15 protein-coding genes are annotated in these 15,576 nt (G+C 51.5%); 7 read left to right on the plus strand and 8 right to left on the minus strand.

All coding sequences use genetic code 11. The features are described 5' to 3' along the window. The first annotated feature begins 56 nt into the window (after nt 1-56). Together NEV57_RS02305 and NEV57_RS02310 are read left to right on the plus strand one after the other, a co-directional pair. Nucleotides 57-929, plus strand: a complete 873-nt coding sequence (locus tag NEV57_RS02305) for an SMP-30/gluconolactonase/LRE family protein (RefSeq protein ID WP_257656665.1) — start codon at nt 57-59, stop codon at nt 927-929. Between the two features lie 100 nt (nt 930-1,029). After that, nucleotides 1,030-1,464 carry an acyl-CoA thioesterase gene (locus NEV57_RS02310; RefSeq protein ID WP_257656666.1) on the plus strand — a complete coding sequence of 145 codons (435 nt, stop codon included), beginning with the start codon at nt 1,030-1,032 and terminating at the stop codon, nt 1,462-1,464. Between the two features lie 68 nt (nt 1,465-1,532). Here the strand turns inward: NEV57_RS02310 and NEV57_RS02315 are convergent, their stop codons facing one another. The 4 genes from NEV57_RS02315 to NEV57_RS02330 form a co-directional block, all read right to left on the minus strand. Beyond that, nucleotides 1,533-1,973 (minus strand): Hsp20/alpha crystallin family protein, encoded by a 441-nt coding sequence (locus NEV57_RS02315; RefSeq protein WP_257656667.1) that lies wholly within the window; start codon nt 1,971-1,973, stop codon nt 1,533-1,535. Nucleotides 1,974-2,098: 125 nt separating this feature from the next. Next, nucleotides 2,099-3,499, minus strand: a complete 1,401-nt coding sequence (locus tag NEV57_RS02320; protein ID WP_257656668.1) for an FAD-binding oxidoreductase — start codon at nt 3,497-3,499, stop codon at nt 2,099-2,101. A 14-nt stretch (nt 3,500-3,513) separates the two neighbouring features. Continuing rightward, nucleotides 3,514-3,879, minus strand: a complete 366-nt coding sequence (folB, locus tag NEV57_RS02325) for a dihydroneopterin aldolase (protein WP_257656669.1) — start codon at nt 3,877-3,879, stop codon at nt 3,514-3,516. A 20-nt stretch (nt 3,880-3,899) separates the two neighbouring features. After that, the gene (locus NEV57_RS02330) at nt 3,900-4,601 is read right to left on the minus strand and encodes a helix-turn-helix transcriptional regulator (protein ID WP_257656670.1); all 702 of its coding nucleotides are present in this window, start codon (nt 4,599-4,601) and stop codon (nt 3,900-3,902) included. A gap of 322 nt (nt 4,602-4,923) precedes the next feature. On the opposite strand from NEV57_RS02330, the gene NEV57_RS02335 reads away from it, so the two are divergent. Continuing rightward, entirely contained in the window at nt 4,924-6,096 is a 1,173-nt protein-coding gene (locus tag NEV57_RS02335) for an acyl-CoA dehydrogenase family protein (protein ID WP_257656671.1), read from the plus strand. A gap of 66 nt (nt 6,097-6,162) precedes the next feature. After that, on the plus strand, nt 6,163-6,906 hold the full coding sequence (locus NEV57_RS02340; RefSeq protein ID WP_257656672.1) for a 3-keto-disaccharide hydrolase: 744 nt from the start codon (nt 6,163-6,165) through the stop codon (nt 6,904-6,906). Between the two features lie 135 nt (nt 6,907-7,041). Here NEV57_RS02340 and asnB read toward each other — a convergent pair whose 3' ends face one another. Continuing rightward, entirely contained in the window at nt 7,042-8,730 is a 1,689-nt protein-coding gene (gene asnB, locus NEV57_RS02345; RefSeq protein WP_257656673.1) for an asparagine synthase B, read from the minus strand. 345 nt (nt 8,731-9,075) lie between these two features. On the opposite strand from asnB, the gene purN reads away from it, so the two are divergent. The 3 genes from purN (at nt 9,076) to NEV57_RS02360 (ending at nt 12,657) form a co-directional block, all read left to right on the plus strand. Next, complete coding sequence (purN, locus tag NEV57_RS02350) at nt 9,076-9,648, plus strand: phosphoribosylglycinamide formyltransferase (protein WP_257656674.1); 573 nt, start codon at nt 9,076-9,078, stop codon at nt 9,646-9,648. A 532-nt stretch (nt 9,649-10,180) separates the two neighbouring features. Then, a complete protein-coding gene (purH, locus tag NEV57_RS02355; protein ID WP_257656675.1) occupies nt 10,181-11,707 on the plus strand; it encodes a bifunctional phosphoribosylaminoimidazolecarboxamide formyltransferase/IMP cyclohydrolase in 1,527 nt (508 codons plus the stop codon). Nucleotides 11,708-11,787: 80 nt separating this feature from the next. Beyond that, nucleotides 11,788-12,657 carry a DUF72 domain-containing protein gene (locus tag NEV57_RS02360; RefSeq protein ID WP_257656676.1) on the plus strand — a complete coding sequence of 290 codons (870 nt, stop codon included), beginning with the start codon at nt 11,788-11,790 and terminating at the stop codon, nt 12,655-12,657. Nucleotides 12,658-12,692: 35 nt separating this feature from the next. On the opposite strand, the gene NEV57_RS02365 is transcribed toward NEV57_RS02360, so the two are convergent. Genes NEV57_RS02365 through NEV57_RS02375 form a run of 3 tightly spaced genes read right to left on the minus strand, consistent with a single transcriptional unit; the run spans nt 12,693 to nt 15,384 of the window. Beyond that, nucleotides 12,693-13,421 carry an RluA family pseudouridine synthase gene (locus NEV57_RS02365; protein WP_257656677.1) on the minus strand — a complete coding sequence of 243 codons (729 nt, stop codon included), beginning with the start codon at nt 13,419-13,421 and terminating at the stop codon, nt 12,693-12,695. A 12-nt stretch (nt 13,422-13,433) separates the two neighbouring features. Next, on the minus strand, nt 13,434-14,498 hold the full coding sequence (locus NEV57_RS02370) for an NADH:flavin oxidoreductase/NADH oxidase (protein ID WP_257656678.1): 1,065 nt from the start codon (nt 14,496-14,498) through the stop codon (nt 13,434-13,436). 40 nt (nt 14,499-14,538) lie between these two features. Beyond that, entirely contained in the window at nt 14,539-15,384 is an 846-nt protein-coding gene (locus NEV57_RS02375) for a 3-hydroxyacyl-CoA dehydrogenase NAD-binding domain-containing protein (protein WP_257656679.1), read from the minus strand. Nucleotides 15,385-15,576: the final 192 nt, after the last annotated feature.

Below are 15,576 nucleotides of genomic sequence, written 5' to 3' on the forward strand. Positions count from 1 at the left end.
TATTTGGCAGGAGCCGGATAATTTTTTAGCTTTGGATGAATAGACAAACCGGAATTATGGCACTACGACATTACTTTTTGCTGCTTGCGGCACTGGCCGTTACCCAATCGGGCCTAGCCCAGGTTACCTCCGATACACTTCGGCTGGTTGGCGACCAGTTCAGCTTTACTGAAGGCCCGGCAGCAGACAGGGCCGGCAACGTGTTTTTTACCGACCAGCCGAATAACCGTATCTGGAAATACGGGATTGATGGCAGCCTTTCGGTATTTATGGAAAACGCAGGGCGTTCCAATGGGTTGTATGTCGACCGGGAAGGTTTTCTGATTGCCTGTGCCGATGAGCACAACGAGCTGTGGCGCATCGGTATGGACGGGAGCCTGGAGAAATTGGTTACGGGGTACCGTGATTCGGTATTCAACGGTCCCAACGATGTATGGGTCTCCCCTGCCGGACTGATTTATTTCACCGACCCTTATTATCAGCGCGACTACTGGGAACGCACCGCGCCCGATATGCAGGCGCAGGCATTGTATGTTTACCACGAAGGACAGGTGAAACGTCTCGACGACGCATTTAAGCAGCCGAATGGCATAATCGGGACACCCGATGGCAAATTCCTGTATGTCGCCGATATCGGTGACAGTAAAATTTACCGCTACCGCATCCGCCGCGACGGCTCCCTTTCCGACAAACGGCTTTTTGCACCCCAGGGCTCCGACGGAATGACCATTGATGAACAGGGAAACATCTACCTGACCGGAAAAGGCGTAACCGTGTACGACTCCGATGGCAACCAAATTGACCACATCCCGGTACCGTCGGGCTGGACCGCCAACGTGTGTTTCGGCGGCCCGGAACGTGATTTTCTCTTTATTACGGCACGCGACAAAGTATTTACACTCAAAATGAACGTAAAGGGGGTTAAATAGCCGGCGCGCATGATACGCTCCCGCGAACGCTTGCTCTTTACGATTGTATTAGCTCCCGTCGGTCACTTGCGGTATCCGGTTTTCTTCTTAAGTTTGGGTTATGGATCATATCTTTTACGAAGGACAGGTAATCTGGGCACAGATTGATGCGAACAGGCATTTACGGCATTCCGCTTATGCCGACCTGTGTGCACAGGCCCGGAGCAACATGCTCCAGCTGCTCGGAATACCACTTGACAAAATTGCCGAGGCCGGGATCGGTCCCGTTTTATTCCGGGAGGAACTGGTTTACCTGAAGGAAATCAAACTGAATGAATACGTTAAGGTTGTGGTACTGCTGGTTAAATACAATCCTGCCAATTCCAGGTTCACGTTCCGGCACGAAGTTTACCGCGCCGATGGGGTCAAAAGTGCGGTGGTCACCGTTGACGGGGCATGGATGGACATTGTCCGGCGCAAACTCACCCCGCTGCCGGATGCGTGGCGGGACCTGGCCAACCGGCTGCCAAAAAGCGAAGATTACGAAGAAGCATAAACGGTACAATGAAAAATCCCGCTGGATTGTTTTTCCAGCGGGACTTGCCAACGAACAAGGTTATTCCCTTATTTTACGTCAATCAGTCGCGAAGCCACCTTTGCTTCTTCCCGTTTCCCGACCAGTACTTTCAATACACCGTCCTGGTAGACGGCATCGATCTTACTGTGGTCAATGCTGTCGGGCAGCGTAAAAGACCGGGTAAAGGAACTGTAGCTATACTCCCGTTTACTGTACTTCCGGTCGTCAGCCGCTTGCTCACTCTTCTTTTCCGCCGAAATAGTCAGCACATCCTTATCCACATTGATCTTAAAGTCGCCCTTCTCCAGACCCGGCGCAGCCAGCTCGATTGCATAGGCGTCGGCCGTTTCGGCAATGTTCACTGCCGGTACGCGGGAAATAAGCCGGTCTGAAATAAAGGAATCGTTAAATAACGAATCAAAAAGATTGTTTGTCCAGGAATCTACTGCCCTGTTTGAATTACCGTTTGAAAATTTTACTAATGCCATTTTTATATCTCCTTTTAAATAAATAACGCTAACATCCCGTCTTCAAATGGTATTCCACTCGATAATAATGCGGAAAACAAAGACATTCTGTCATTATTATGGATTTAAAAGTGACATAAAGTCATTTATTGGTATATTTTTCCCGGATTCATGATGCCGTGAGGATCAAAGACCTGTTTGATACCACGCATCAGCGACAACTGGAGTTCGTTGTATTTAATGAGCATATATTCGCGCTGCACCCAGCCGATGCCGTGCTCGCCGGAGAGGGTGCCGCCCAGCGAAACAGCCAATGTGAAAATTTCCCGGATACCGTCCTTCAGCCGATGGTGCCAGTCGTGATCATTCATTGCACCTTTAATGATATTCACATGCAGATTGCCGTCGCCGGCATGGCCATAGCAGACCGACTCAAATCCATAAGTCGCACCAATGGCCTTGATTCCGGCAATCAGTTCGGGAAGCCTGGCACGGGGCACCACGGTATCCTCTTCTTTATATACGCTGTTTGATTTAACCGACGGTCCGATACGGCGCCGCATATTCCAGAGTGTTTCCTGGTGTGATGCTGTATCAGCCAGCAGCGTATCCAGGCATCCGTGCGCATCCAGCACCGCATTGATCTGCTCGCACTGCAAAAACAGTTCATCCGTCCGGTCCCCGTCCACTTCAATCAACAGTATTGCCTGCGCATCGGGCGGCATGTCTACAGTTATCCCTTCGTATTGGCTGACCCACTCCACTGCCCGGCGTTCCATGAATTCGAGTGCCGAAGGCGTCTGGCCAGCCTGGAAAATCGCCGATACCGTCCTGCACGCAGCTTCATTGGTCGGAAACGATGCCAGCATCAGCATCGTTTGCTTTGGCCGGGGCACTAATTTCAGTACCGCTCCGGTAACAATGCCCAGGGTACCCTCCGAACCGATAAACAATTGGGTAAGATTATAACCGGAAGCATATTTGATCGTATTGGCCCCTGTCCATATCACGTCGCCGGATGGCAGCACCACCTGGAGGTTGAGCACATATTCGCGGATGGTCCCGTATTTTACCACCCGAGGCCCCCCGCTGCCATGCGCAATGTTTCCGCCGATCTGGCACGAGCCTTTGCTGGCGGGATCGATCGGATATAACAATCCTTTTTCGGCAACCGCCTGCTGCAGCACTCCGGTAATCACCCCCGGCTCTACATAGGCCTGCAGGTTATCCGTGTCGATTGAGATAATCCGGTTCATCCTTTCCATGGAAATCATCAGGCCTCCATGAACAGCCAGGCTTCCCCCGCTCAGGCCTGTACCCGCGCCCCGTGGCGTAACGGGAATGCACTGGGCATGGCATAGCTTCAGCAGGGCAGCCACCTGCTCAACCGTTTCGGGAAGCACCACCAGTTCCGGCGCAAACCGCAGGTCTTCGGTCTGATCGTGGCAATACGGTTCGAGGTCGGCGGAAGGCGTAACGATAAGCCGTTCGGGCAGGATCGCGCGGATTTCGTTTAAGACGGTCGCTGAAATTTCCTGGTATGCCATCGGAATACCTGTGTTTAACGTTTCCAGATCAGTTCCACTGCGGCCCCGGCCCGGTCGCCGCCAAAAGGCGGATGGTTTTTAATGAGCTTTACCCGCACCTCGTGAACAAAGGCATAATGTGCCCGGACCCGGTCCAGGATCGCCTCGGCCACGGTTTCGAGCAACTTCCGGGAAAGGGCCATTTCTTCCTGCACCATACGGTATACCACTTCGTAATCCACCGTGGCGTCCAGTGTTTCCGCGGTACCGGCGGAACGGTCAAACACCGCTTCCACCTCGACGATAAATTCATTACCCAGCACCTGTTCCTCGGGATAGTAACCATGAAAAGCATAAAACCGCAAATCGCGGAGTGTCACTCGTTGCTGAAGCTGTTCCATACAGCAAACCTACTGATTTTTTACACCATGTTAAATGCCTGCGCAAATTTGATGATGTCATAATGCGTCTTGGCGCCGATTTTACGCTTGATATTCCGCCGGTGCGTGTGCATGGTTTTTTCTGAAATGTGGATGCGGCCGCTGATCTCGGCTGTCTTCTGTCCCAGGGCAATGTATTGCAGCAGCTCTTTCTCGCGTTTGGTTAATGAAGCAAACCGCTGATAGTTGTTTTTAAGCAGCAGGTTTTCCTCCATCAGGCGTTCCGCCTTCTCGGCGAGATGGTGATTCGGGTCAAGCTGCAACGCAAAAGTGAGTGAAAGAATCGGTTTCCCTTCTTCATCGAACACAAATGGCCTGGAAGCACTCAAATACCATTCAAACCCGTTTCCTTTTCCCGTGGTAACCTGCTGAAAAAAAGAAAACCACTTTGGCGGGTCGGGATTCTGCAGCAGTTCCATGAACTTGGGCAGGTAAAAGGCCACATCATCGGGATTGAAGAACCGGGTATAATACTCCGATCCCAGCCGCCGGACATCCTCCAGGGAAACCCCCAGCAGCTGCAAACCACGTGGACACATATACATCACCGAGAAATGGCGCACATCGTGAATGATATAGACCGGCAGCTCGTCGGCCACCGCTTCAAGCGCCTTAAGTTTACGTATGATTTCCTGCCGCACCGCCATGCTGCAATCGAAATCAGCTGGTAAAAATTCGTCCATGATCAGTAGATTTAGTTGATATTAGGTATTCTCGAGGCAAGATAATGAAAAATACCCAAAAGTGGGTATTCCCAGCTTTACATCATCCGGAGTTTGCCCGTTACTGGTTTGCACCTGCTTCGAAATGAGTGCACCATCTGTCCACGGTGAGTGCACGGTGAGTCCACGTCTTTATCGACAAAACGTGCTTTCGTCCTGCAGGTACCGCGGCCGGATTCCGGACGGGCAACGAAGCAGGCCCGGTGCAATAATAAACCAGTGCCGAACCTGATACGGAAAATTATCTGTATACTTGTCAGACAGATGGTAAACCTGATGAATCATGAGCCAATACCAACCACCTGATTATTATCTGCTGGACGAACTCATTGGCGAGGAATACCGGCTTATCCGCGACAGCGTAAGGCAGTGGGTAAACAGGGCACTCCTACCTATCATCGAAGATTACGCCCAGCGTGCCGAATTTCCCCGCCAGTTGCTTCCCGGGATGGCGGAACTCGGGCTGTTCGGCCCGACCATTCCGCAGGAACACGGCGGCGGGGGGCTTGATTACCTTGCCTATGGTCTGATGATGCAGGAACTCGAACGTGGCGATTCCGGCATTCGTTCCACCGCTTCCGTACAGGGGTCGTTGGTGATGTATCCCATTTACACCTACGGCAGCGAGGAGCAGAAGGCCATCTACCTGCCCAGACTGGCGAGCGGCGCGCTTATGGGCTGCTTCGGACTTACCGAGCCCAATCACGGATCCGATCCGGCCGGGATGCTGACTCATTTTGATGACGCAGGCGACCACGTGATCCTAAACGGATCCAAAATGTGGATATCGAATGCACCATTTGCCGATATTGCCATCGTATGGGCTAAAAACCCGGATGGTCAGGTTCAGGGGCTCATCGTTGAACGCGGTATGGAAGGATTCAGCACACCCGAAACACATAACAAATGGAGCCTCCGGGCATCAGCTACCGGCGAACTCGTGTTCGACCAGGTACGCGTCCCAAAGACCAACATCTTACCGGGTATTACCGGGATGCGCGGCCCGCTAAGCTGCCTGAACCAGGCACGGTATGGCATCGCCTGGGGTGCCCTCGGCGCAGCGATGGACTGTTATGACACGGCTGTCCGTTATGCCAAAGAACGGCAGCAATTCGGCAGGCCCATCGGAAGCTTCCAGCTGCAGCAGAAGAAATTAGCGGAGATGCTGACCGAGATCACGAAGGGCCAACTGCTCGTATGGCGGCTGGCCTTACTCAAAAACGAAGACCGGGCCACACCGGCACAGATTTCGATGGCCAAACGCAATAGTGTGGCGACCGCACTTCAGGTGGCACGGGAAGCGCGCCAGGTACTCGGCGCAATGGGTATCACGGGTGATTATCCGATCATGCGGCACATGATGAACCTGGAATCGGTCGTCACATACGAGGGTACGCACGACATCCATTTATTAATCACCGGCATGGATATTACCGGATTTAATGCTTTCGGGTAACGGAAAGGACAGGAAGGCATCAGCCGGCCGAAACCACAGAAAAGACAACAAATTACACATTATACTATGCATATCAAATCAGTCATAACAACCGGGATTGCAGCTTCGCTGACACTTTCCGCTTTTGCGCAGCAAACGAAAATGAAACCTGAAGAAACGGAGATCTGGGACCCTGAACCACGCATGGTGACCACATATGCCGACCGGGCACCATCGGACGCCATAGTCCTGTTCGACGGCACCTCATTAGACCAGTGGGTCAGCAGCAATGACGGTTCGTCGCCGGCCGGATGGACGGTGTCAGCCGGCGCATTTACGGTAGTAAAAGGCAAAGGCGGCATCCAGACCAAGCAGGAATTTACCGACTATCAGCTGCATCTGGAATGGAAGTCGCCTACGGAAATTGTCGGGGAAAGCCAGGGGCGCGGCAACAGCGGCGTATTTATGCAGGGGCGGTATGAGGTACAGGTGCTCGACAGTTACGATAACCGCACCTACTCCAACGGACAGGCGGCCAGCATCTATAAACAGCGGATTCCGCTGGTAAACGCAACAAAGGCACCGGGCGAGTGGCAGACGTATGACATTATCTGGACAGCGCCGCGATTCAATGCCGACGGTATTTTAGTGAGCAAAGCCCGGGTTACCGTGATCCATAATGGGGTTTTGGTGCAAAATAACGTGGAACTCGATGGCACAACGGAATATATCGGGATACCCAAATACAAAGCGCATGGCCCGGGCCCAATCGCCCTGCAGGACCATGGCAACCCCGTCAGCTTCCGGAACATCTGGATCAGGCCGCTTTAGCGGCGGCGATCCGTCCGTTGGCTGGCGACGGATAACGGACAGCCGGTTAGTCACCGCCAAAAGACATTTCACAAAAAAGGCCGGGTGTATGATGCACCCGGCCTTTTCTATGTTTCTGATTCGTCAGTAAACGGCTTACAGCGCTACTGCTTTGGATTTCTCGTAACTTTCGTTATGCACCGCAGCTACGGCCCGTCCGGACGGATCGTTTAGGTTCTGGAATGAAGCATCCCAGGCCAGCGCCTCGGGGGTGCTGCATGCGACCGATTTAACGGAAGGTACCGTCAGTGCCGCTGCATCCGAGGGAAAGTGCTCCGCAAAAATCGAGCGGTACAGGTATTCCTCCTTGTTCTGTGGTGGGTTGATCGGGAAACGCTCGGCGGCTTTGGCCAGCTCTCCGTCACTTACCTTCTGCGCTGCCTGTTCCTTGAGTGTATCAATCCAGTTGTAACCTACACCGTCTGAAAACTGTTCTTTCTGCCTCCAGGCAATACTTTCGGGAAGATAGTTCTCAAAGGCCTTCCGTACAATCCATTTTTCCATCCTGCCGTCCCTGATCATTTTATCTTCAGGGTTCAGCCGCATGGCAATATCGATAAATTCCTTATCCAGGAACGGGACACGTCCTTCCACACCCCAGGCGGCCAATGATTTATTGGCGCGGAGGCAGTCGTACAAGTACAGTTTACCCAGTTTGCGTACGGTTTCTTCGTGGAATTCCTTCGCATTGGGTGCCTTATGAAAATACAGGTACCCGCCAAACAGCTCATCCGAGCCTTCTCCCGAAAGCACCATTTTAATTCCCATGGATTTAATTACACGCGCAAGCAGGTACATCGGAGTTGAAGCGCGGATCGTAGTTACGTCATAGGTTTCCAAATGGTAAATTACGTCCCGCACTGCATCCAGTCCTTCCTGGATGGTGAAATTGATTTCGTGGTGTATGGTACCGATATGATCGGCAGCGCGCTTGGCGGCGATCAAATCCGGTGAACCTTTCAATCCCACGGCAAATGAATGCAGTTGCGGATACCAGGCGGTTTCCTGGTCGTCAGATTCAATCCGTTTGGCTGCAAATTTCTTCGTGACCGCCGCAATGACCGACGAGTCCAGTCCGCCGGAAAGCAGTACGCCATAAGGTACGTCAGACATCATCTGCCGGTGTACCGCGTCTTCCAGTCCTTTGCGAAGTACGTCAATGTCCGAAACGTTGTTTTCGACATTCGCATAGCTTTCCCAGTCGCGGCTGTACCACCGTTGCGGTGTCAGTCCTTCTTTACTGTAAATATAATGTCCCGGAGGAAACGTTTCAATGCGTTTGCAATAGCCTTCGAGTGACTTAAGTTCAGACGCAACGTAAAACGTGCCGGCATCGTCCCATCCCATATACAGCGGAATAATGCCAATATGGTCGCGTGCTATTAAAAACGTATCCTGTTCAATATCGTAGAGGGCAAACCCAAATATGCCGTTAAGCTCTTCAATAAATTGGGGGCCTTTCTTTTCGTACAGTGCCAATATTACTTCGCTGTCACACTGTGTGGAAAATGCATAGTCTGTCAGCTGATTCCGCAACTGTTGGTGATTATATATTTCCCCATTGACCGCCAATACCGTATTACCGTTGGCACTAAACAACGGCTGACGGCCGGATTTTGGATCAACAATCGCTAAACGTTCATGCGCTAAAATAGCTTTTTCCGAGCTATATATCCCCGACCAATCCGGCCCGCGATGACGAATCTTTTTCGACATCTTGAGCACTTGGGGGCGCAATTCTTCTGACTTACCTTTCAGGTCAAAAGCACCAATAATTCCACACATAGATAAAAACGTTAAATGTTAATATAGCTATAATGATGCAAAAGTAACAAATAAAATATTGACATTTGCAACAAAATATTATTTTTTTAACGATTTTTTCAAAAAAATAGGAGATATAAAGAAATAATATCAACAAAACACGCCATGTAATGTCATGATTTTAATACAAAAACACACAGGCAATAGTCGGGAATTATCGTTATATTACAGCAGGTTCAGGCGTTAATCGGTGCTAAGATAATGATATTGCCTGCAAATATGCTATTTTTGCCCAGCATTTAATGCATCAAAAAAAATAATGTAAATTTGGGTGGCAACCCCGTACCAACTACTAATTTATATCACGTGAAGAAACGAATCGCTATTTTTGCTTCCGGCTCCGGATCGAACGCCCAAAAACTGATGGAATATTTCAGGTATCACGACCAGGCCGAAATAGCCCTGGTTCTGAGCAACAACCCGGAAGCGTATGTGTTGCAACGGGCTGATAATTTTGAAGTACCTACCCACATTTTTGATCGGCATGAGTTCTTCCACACAGATGAAATTGTCCAGTTGCTGGGTAAGCTGAATATCGATCTCATCGTGTTAGCAGGCTTTCTGTGGCTTGTGCCCCAGAACCTCCTGCAAAAATACCCGAATAAAATCATCAACATCCACCCTGCCCTGCTTCCGGCCTACGGAGGAAAGGGAATGTACGGCGACCGCGTGCACCAGGCGGTGCTGGATGCCGGCGAAGCGGAATCGGGCATCAGCATCCATTTTGTCAACGAAAACTTCGATGAAGGCGAAGTGATTTACCAGGCCCGGTTCAGGATCGAACCGGAGGACAGCCTAGAGGTCATCAAATTTAAAGGGCAGCAGCTGGAACACCAGCATTATCCCAAAGTTGTGGAAAACCTGCTGAAGAAAATGTAAGCGACGGACGGGTGCTGTCTCCCAAGACATGTTATTTGCCCGGGTAATTATGGATTGTAATTCCCCTGTTTTTTCATTTTGTCCCTTTTTTACAAATGTAAGTGAGCGCGGTACGGCCAACGTGGTCTCTTCCAGTTGGATTGACTACGAAATAAATTCAACAGCCTTATTCCTATTCCAATGTCGAGTACACCTGGTCGGGCGGCTCTTTTGCGGTTTCCACCCTCAATGCCATCAATATCCGGATAAGGAGCACCGATGGTTCGGCACTCACCGAGTATGATTATTCAGGTGTCCGGGGGAATGAGTTCCGCTATGTACTGATACCTGCGGGCGTTACGCTAACCGGCATGCGCCCGGCTTCGGATATCGACTGGAACCGGGTGAGTTACGCCGAAGCAAAGCAACTGCTCGGCTTAAGCGATTGATTAACGGCCGGGAGCATTGATTTGTCATCAGATCCCCGTGCCGGGAGAATGCACGGGGATTTTTCTTATCTTTGCTGCTCATAAACAAAAGCGCTAAATAGCAAATGAGCCACCCCGTAAAAATCAAAAACGCATTGATATCCGTTTACTATAAAGACGGACTCGCCCCATTAATCGAACTGTTAAATAAACAAGGTGTTACGTTCTATTCCACCGGAGGCACGGAAACCTTCATCCGCGAACTCGGCCATGAGGTTGTCCCGGTGGAAGATCTCACGGGTTACCCGTCCATATTGGGCGGCCGGGTAAAAACCCTGCACCCCAAGGTCTTTGGCGGGATCCTGTCGCGCCGGCCCCTGGAAGCCGACGGACGGCAGCTGCAGGAATACGAAATCCCAGAAATCGACCTGGTGATCGTCGACCTCTACCCTTTCGAAGAAACTGTGGCTTCTGGAGCAGGTGAACAGGAAATCATCGAAAAAATAGACATCGGCGGCATCTCGCTTATCCGCGCAGCGGCCAAGAATTACAACGATGTGGTGATCGTTTCATCGCGGAATGATTATCAGCTGCTTCAGGATATTTTAACGGAAAACGGAGGGCATACACTGCTGGAGCATCGGAAAACCTTTGCTAAACGGGCGTTCAACGTGTCGTCGCATTACGATACGGCCATTTTCAATTACTTCAACGCGACGGAGCCACTGCCGGTATTCAAGCAAAGCGAACAGCAGGCGCAGGTACTCCGATACGGTGAAAACCCGCATCAGCGGGGTGTTTTTTATGGTGCACTGGACACTATGTTTGAGAAGCTGAACGGAAAAGAGTTATCCTATAATAACCTGGTTGATATTGATGCGGCGGTGGCACTGATCGACGAGTTTGACGAACCCACAGTTGCCGTACTGAAACATACGAACGCATGCGGGGTGGCCTCGCGCGGGGATCTGCTTACGGCGTGGAACGACGCGCTGGCCTGTGACCCGGTATCGGCTTTCGGCGGGGTAATCATCTGTAATCGGCAGGTGGACGATGCTACCGCGGAAGAAATCAACAAGCTATTTTTTGAAGTACTTATTGCGCCGGACTACAGCGCCGGGGCGCTTAATACGCTTACCAGCAAGAAAAATAGGATCCTGCTAAAACGGAAAGCGGTAACACTGCCAACCAAGTTGTTTAAGACGCTGCTGAATGGCGTCATTGAGCAGGATAAAGATCTGGTGATCGAGGGGCCTGCCCAGATGAACTCCGTAACGGATAAGCAACCAACGGATCACGAACTCAGCGACCTCTATTTTGCCAATAAAATCGTAAAACATACCAAGTCTAATACCATCGTACTGGCTAAAGACGGGCAGCTTTCGGCAAGCGGTGTCGGCCAGACTTCACGTGTGGACGCCCTGCGGCAGGCTATCCTGAAGGCCCAGTCGTTTGGTTTTGACCTGAACGGCGCCGTGATGGCCTCCGATGCGTTCTTTCCGTTTTCCGACTGTGTGGAAATTGCGGCCGAGGCGGGCATTACGGCAGTCCTGCAACCAGGCGGGTCCATCCGCGACAAGGAGTCCGTGGACATGGCCAACCGTAAAGGAGTAGCCATGGTTGTTACAGGTGTACGGCATTTTAAGCACTAAGTCTTAACGGTTAACTGTTAGCAATCAGGCAACTGACGCGTGTTGCTAACAGTTAATCGCTTTTGTAATAAAACAGCGTTATGAAATTTGGAAGCGTAGCTGACCCCGAAGCGGTTGATTTCTCCCTGCCCCCGACTCACCCCGATAGTTGGAAAGTCCTCAAAAAAGAGGGGACCGATTTCGAAGTGTACGTCGGCTGTGCCAAGTGGAATAAACAGGATCTCAAAGGCTTTTATCCACGGGGAACGAAAGACGAACTGGTTTATTATGCCACCCAGTTCAACTGCATCGAGTTAAACGCTACGTTTTATAATTCGCCCGACAAACACCAGGTGGAAGTGTGGAAAAACAAGACGCCCGGGGATTTTAAGTTTTTTCCAAAAATACCGCAATCCATCAGCCATTATAGCCGTCTCCTCAATGTAGGGGAAAAAGTAACGGCTTTCTGTGATGCCATCAGTCTATTTGAAGAGAAACTGGGCATGAGTTTTCTTCAGCTGCATGATAATTACAAACCCAAGGACTTTGACCGCTTGGCAACGTTTATAAAACAATACCCGAAGGCCATTCCACTGGCTGTGGAGGTACGGAATGCGGAGTGGTTTAACGATGCCGGGGTAAGCCAGGCACTATATGACCTGCTTCGTGAAGAGCACCGTACGGCCGTTATCGTAGATACCGCCGGGCGGCGCGATATGCTGCACATGCAGCTCACCGCCCCCGCCGCTTTTGTCCGGTATGTCGGCGCCAATCACTCCAGCGATTACCGACGACTGGATGACTGGCTTGCCCGCATCAAGGAGTGGCATGACGGGGGGCTGAAATCCCTTTATTTCTTTGTTCACCAAAACCTGGAGGTGGAGTCTCCCCTGCTGGCCCGCTATTTTATTGATAAACTGAATCAGTTGCTCGGACTTCAGGTACGCGGTCCGCACGGCAAGCTTTTCTAAAAAGCGGTGCACCGGCTGGTTCGGCGCACCGACAGTTAATCGTCGTATTTTTCGAGCTGCTTGAGCAGGGCAGCAAAATCTTTCGGGTACGGCGCTTCAAAGTGATACTGCTTTTCCCCAAGTGCAAACCGTAGCTCGCGTGCATGAAGCGCAAATCGCTTCATAATCGGTTCTTCTTCACGTCCCTTACCCATGGTAAATCCCCGCTTTTTAATCTGCGAAAGAAAGACAGGCTTGCCCTTGTACAGCTCATCGCCGGCAATGGAGGCCCGCTGGGTAGCCAGGTGGATCCGTATCTGGTGCATGCGGCCGGTAATGGGACGGCACTCTACCAATGTATAATGCTTAAAGTAGCGAAGCGATTTAAAATAAGTTTCTGCCCGTTTACCGTTTGCACGGTCGATCGTCACGTTTTTATTTCCCATATTCAGGATGGGCAGGTCGACCAGCAGGTCTTCAAATATATGCGTGCCCTCGATGACGGCATGATAGGTCTTGGCGACCCGCCGACGCTCAAATTCGATGGATACCGCACGGTAGGTTTCCGGATTTTTTGCAATAAGCAGCAAACCTGACGTTTCCTTATCGAGCCGGTGACAAACCTGGGCTTCAGCGTAGTACTGCTTAGCCTGGCGATGTACACTCAGTCCCTCCCCCTCACGTTCATCCAGTGAGGCCAGGAATGGCGGTTTATTGATCACAATCAGATTGTCATCTTCATGAAGAATTAATTCTTCGAATTTATTGTATTTACTTTTTCCCATTTGTATTTCTGCTTATGGCCTGGCTCGTTCATATTGTACCGGCCACGGTATATTGGCTCCCAGTTGTTTTGCGGCGTGCAGCGGAAAATATGGATCCCGCAGCAACTGACGTCCCATGAAAACCAGGTCTGCCTGCTCCCCACGGAGGATATCCTCTGCTTCGTCCGCGCGTGTGATCAATCCCACAGCCCCGGTTAAGATACCGGCGGCCTGCCTGATACTGGTGGCATACGGCACTTGGTACAGCGGGGCCGTTACAATCTGCTGATGGGGCGAATTCCCACCCGAGGAGCAATCGATCAGGTCAACGCCCTGTTCTTTTAGCCGGACGGCAAGCTTTATGGAGTCCGATTCATCCCACCCACCTGCTGTCCATTCTGTTGTGGATATCCGCACAAAAAGGGGTAATAGCTCCGGGATAACCCGCCGGACCTCCCCCACCGTCTGCAGCAGCAGGCGGATGCGGTTTTCAAAAGAACCCCCATATTCATCGTCGCGGAAATTGCTCAGCGGCGAAAGAAATTCATTCAATAAATAACCATGTGCGGCATGGATTTCGAACACCTGGAAACCGGCTTCCACGGCCCGCCGGGCGGCATTTCCGAAATCGGCAATCAACTGCCGGATCTGGGAGACATCCATCGCCGCGGGCAACGGCATCCCCTCCCGGTAAGCGACTGCGCTTGGCGCCAGTGTCTGCCATCCGGCTTCGGCACTGGTCAGGAGCCGGTTACCGTTCCACGGACTGCTATGGCTTGCTTTGCGGCCAGCATGGGCCAGCTGTATCCCCGCCACAGCGCCATTGCTTTTGATAGCTTCGGCCACCTGCGCCAGCCCGGCAATATGCGCGTCTTTCCATATCCCCAGGTCATCGGGTGAAATCCGTCCTTCGGGCGAAACGGCCGTGGCCTCGGTGAAGACAATTCCCGCGCCACCCACCGCCCGGCTACCCAGATGGATCAGGTGCCAGTGATTGGCAAAACCGTCGACACTGGAATACTGGCACATTGGCGAAACGGCCAGCCGGTTTCTGGCGGTAATCGACCGGATCGTTATCGGTTGAAAAAGTAAAGACATCGTAGCTGATTAAATGGTATTCAACAAATGAATCAATAGCTCAATAATTATAAAACCCACTACCTGTTTTTTTTCCCAGTTTCCCCGCAGCAACCAGATCAACCAACAGTGGGCAGGGTGCATATTTCGGCGTACCAAGCCCCTCATGCAGCACATTCAGAATGGACAGGCATACATCCAGTCCGATAAAATCGGCCAGCTGCAGCGGCCCCATGGGATGGGCCATACCCAGTTTCATCACGGTATCAATCGACTCCGCTGTTGCAACACCTTCGTGTAACGCAAAGATTGCCTCATTAATCATGGGCATCAGCACGCGGTTGGCCACAAAACCGGGCGTATCATTTACTTCTACCGGAACTTTTTCCAGCTGCCTGGCCAGCGCCACTACTGTTTGCATGGTAGATCCGGCTGTGGCTTTTCCGCGGATCACTTCAACCAGCTTCATTACAGGCACGGGGTTCATAAAATGCATGCCCACTACTTTATCCGGCCGTTGCGTGGCGGCCGCGATATGGGTGATGGAAATGGATGACGTATTGGTGGCCAGAATGGCGTGTTGCGGGGCCAGCTGATCAAGCTGCCGGAATGCCCGGAGTTTAACTGCCTCGTTTTCCGTGATGGCCTCCACAACCAGATCGGCTTCCCGTACACCCGGCCCCAAGCTGGCATGGGGTGAGATACGATCGAGGATAGCCTGCTTAGCTGCTCCGGTAATGACTCCAGCGCCGGATTGCCTATCCAGGTTGCCGGCAATGGTGACTAACGCCCGCTCCAACGCACCTGCATCCGTATCGACCAGGGAAACCTGGAATCCATACTGTGCGAAGACGTGGGCAATACCGTTACCCATGGTCCCCGAGCCGATAACGCTGATCTGTTGCATGGCGTCGAGTTTGATGCACCGCAAACATAACTAAAAACGCCCGGCCGCCAAAGGCAGACCGGACGTTCATCATCAAACTTAAACCAAAAACTATAAACAATTAAACAATTTGTCTTTCCGGCCGGGATATTTCTGCCGTTATGGCATTTCCCGGGATGCATGTAAACGGACAGTGCCTGTTTGGCCATTCGT

It is taken from the genome of Parapedobacter lycopersici, assembly GCF_024643285.1.
GTDB lineage: Bacteria > Bacteroidota > Bacteroidia > Sphingobacteriales > Sphingobacteriaceae > Parapedobacter > Parapedobacter lycopersici.

What these genes read in the sequence shown, in the direction of transcription:
- NEV57_RS02330 (WP_257656670.1), bottom strand. Translation starts at nt 4,601, where the DNA reads ATGGACGAATTTTTACCAGCTGATTTCGATTGCAGCATGGCGGTGCGG.
- NEV57_RS02375 (WP_257656679.1), bottom strand. Translation starts at nt 15,384, where the DNA reads ATGCAACAGATCAGCGTTATCGGCTCGGGGACCATGGGTAACGGTATT.
- asnB (WP_257656673.1), bottom strand. Translation starts at nt 8,730, where the DNA reads ATGTGTGGAATTATTGGTGCTTTTGACCTGAAAGGTAAGTCAGAAGAA.
- NEV57_RS02370 (WP_257656678.1), bottom strand. Translation starts at nt 14,498, where the DNA reads ATGTCTTTACTTTTTCAACCGATAACGATCCGGTCGATTACCGCCAGA.
- NEV57_RS02320 (WP_257656668.1), bottom strand. Translation starts at nt 3,499, where the DNA reads ATGGCATACCAGGAAATTTCAGCGACCGTCTTAAACGAAATCCGCGCG.
- NEV57_RS02340 (WP_257656672.1), top strand. Translation starts at nt 6,163, where the DNA reads ATGCATATCAAATCAGTCATAACAACCGGGATTGCAGCTTCGCTGACA.
- folB (WP_257656669.1), bottom strand. Translation starts at nt 3,879, where the DNA reads ATGGAACAGCTTCAGCAACGAGTGACACTCCGCGATTTGCGGTTTTAT.
- NEV57_RS02305 (WP_257656665.1), top strand. Translation starts at nt 57, where the DNA reads ATGGCACTACGACATTACTTTTTGCTGCTTGCGGCACTGGCCGTTACC.
- NEV57_RS02315 (WP_257656667.1), bottom strand. Translation starts at nt 1,973, where the DNA reads ATGGCATTAGTAAAATTTTCAAACGGTAATTCAAACAGGGCAGTAGAT.
- NEV57_RS02365 (WP_257656677.1), bottom strand. Translation starts at nt 13,421, where the DNA reads ATGGGAAAAAGTAAATACAATAAATTCGAAGAATTAATTCTTCATGAA.
- purH (WP_257656675.1), top strand. Translation starts at nt 10,181, where the DNA reads ATGAGCCACCCCGTAAAAATCAAAAACGCATTGATATCCGTTTACTAT.
- NEV57_RS02335 (WP_257656671.1), top strand. Translation starts at nt 4,924, where the DNA reads ATGAGCCAATACCAACCACCTGATTATTATCTGCTGGACGAACTCATT.
- NEV57_RS02310 (WP_257656666.1), top strand. Translation starts at nt 1,030, where the DNA reads ATGGATCATATCTTTTACGAAGGACAGGTAATCTGGGCACAGATTGAT.
- NEV57_RS02360 (WP_257656676.1), top strand. Translation starts at nt 11,788, where the DNA reads ATGAAATTTGGAAGCGTAGCTGACCCCGAAGCGGTTGATTTCTCCCTG.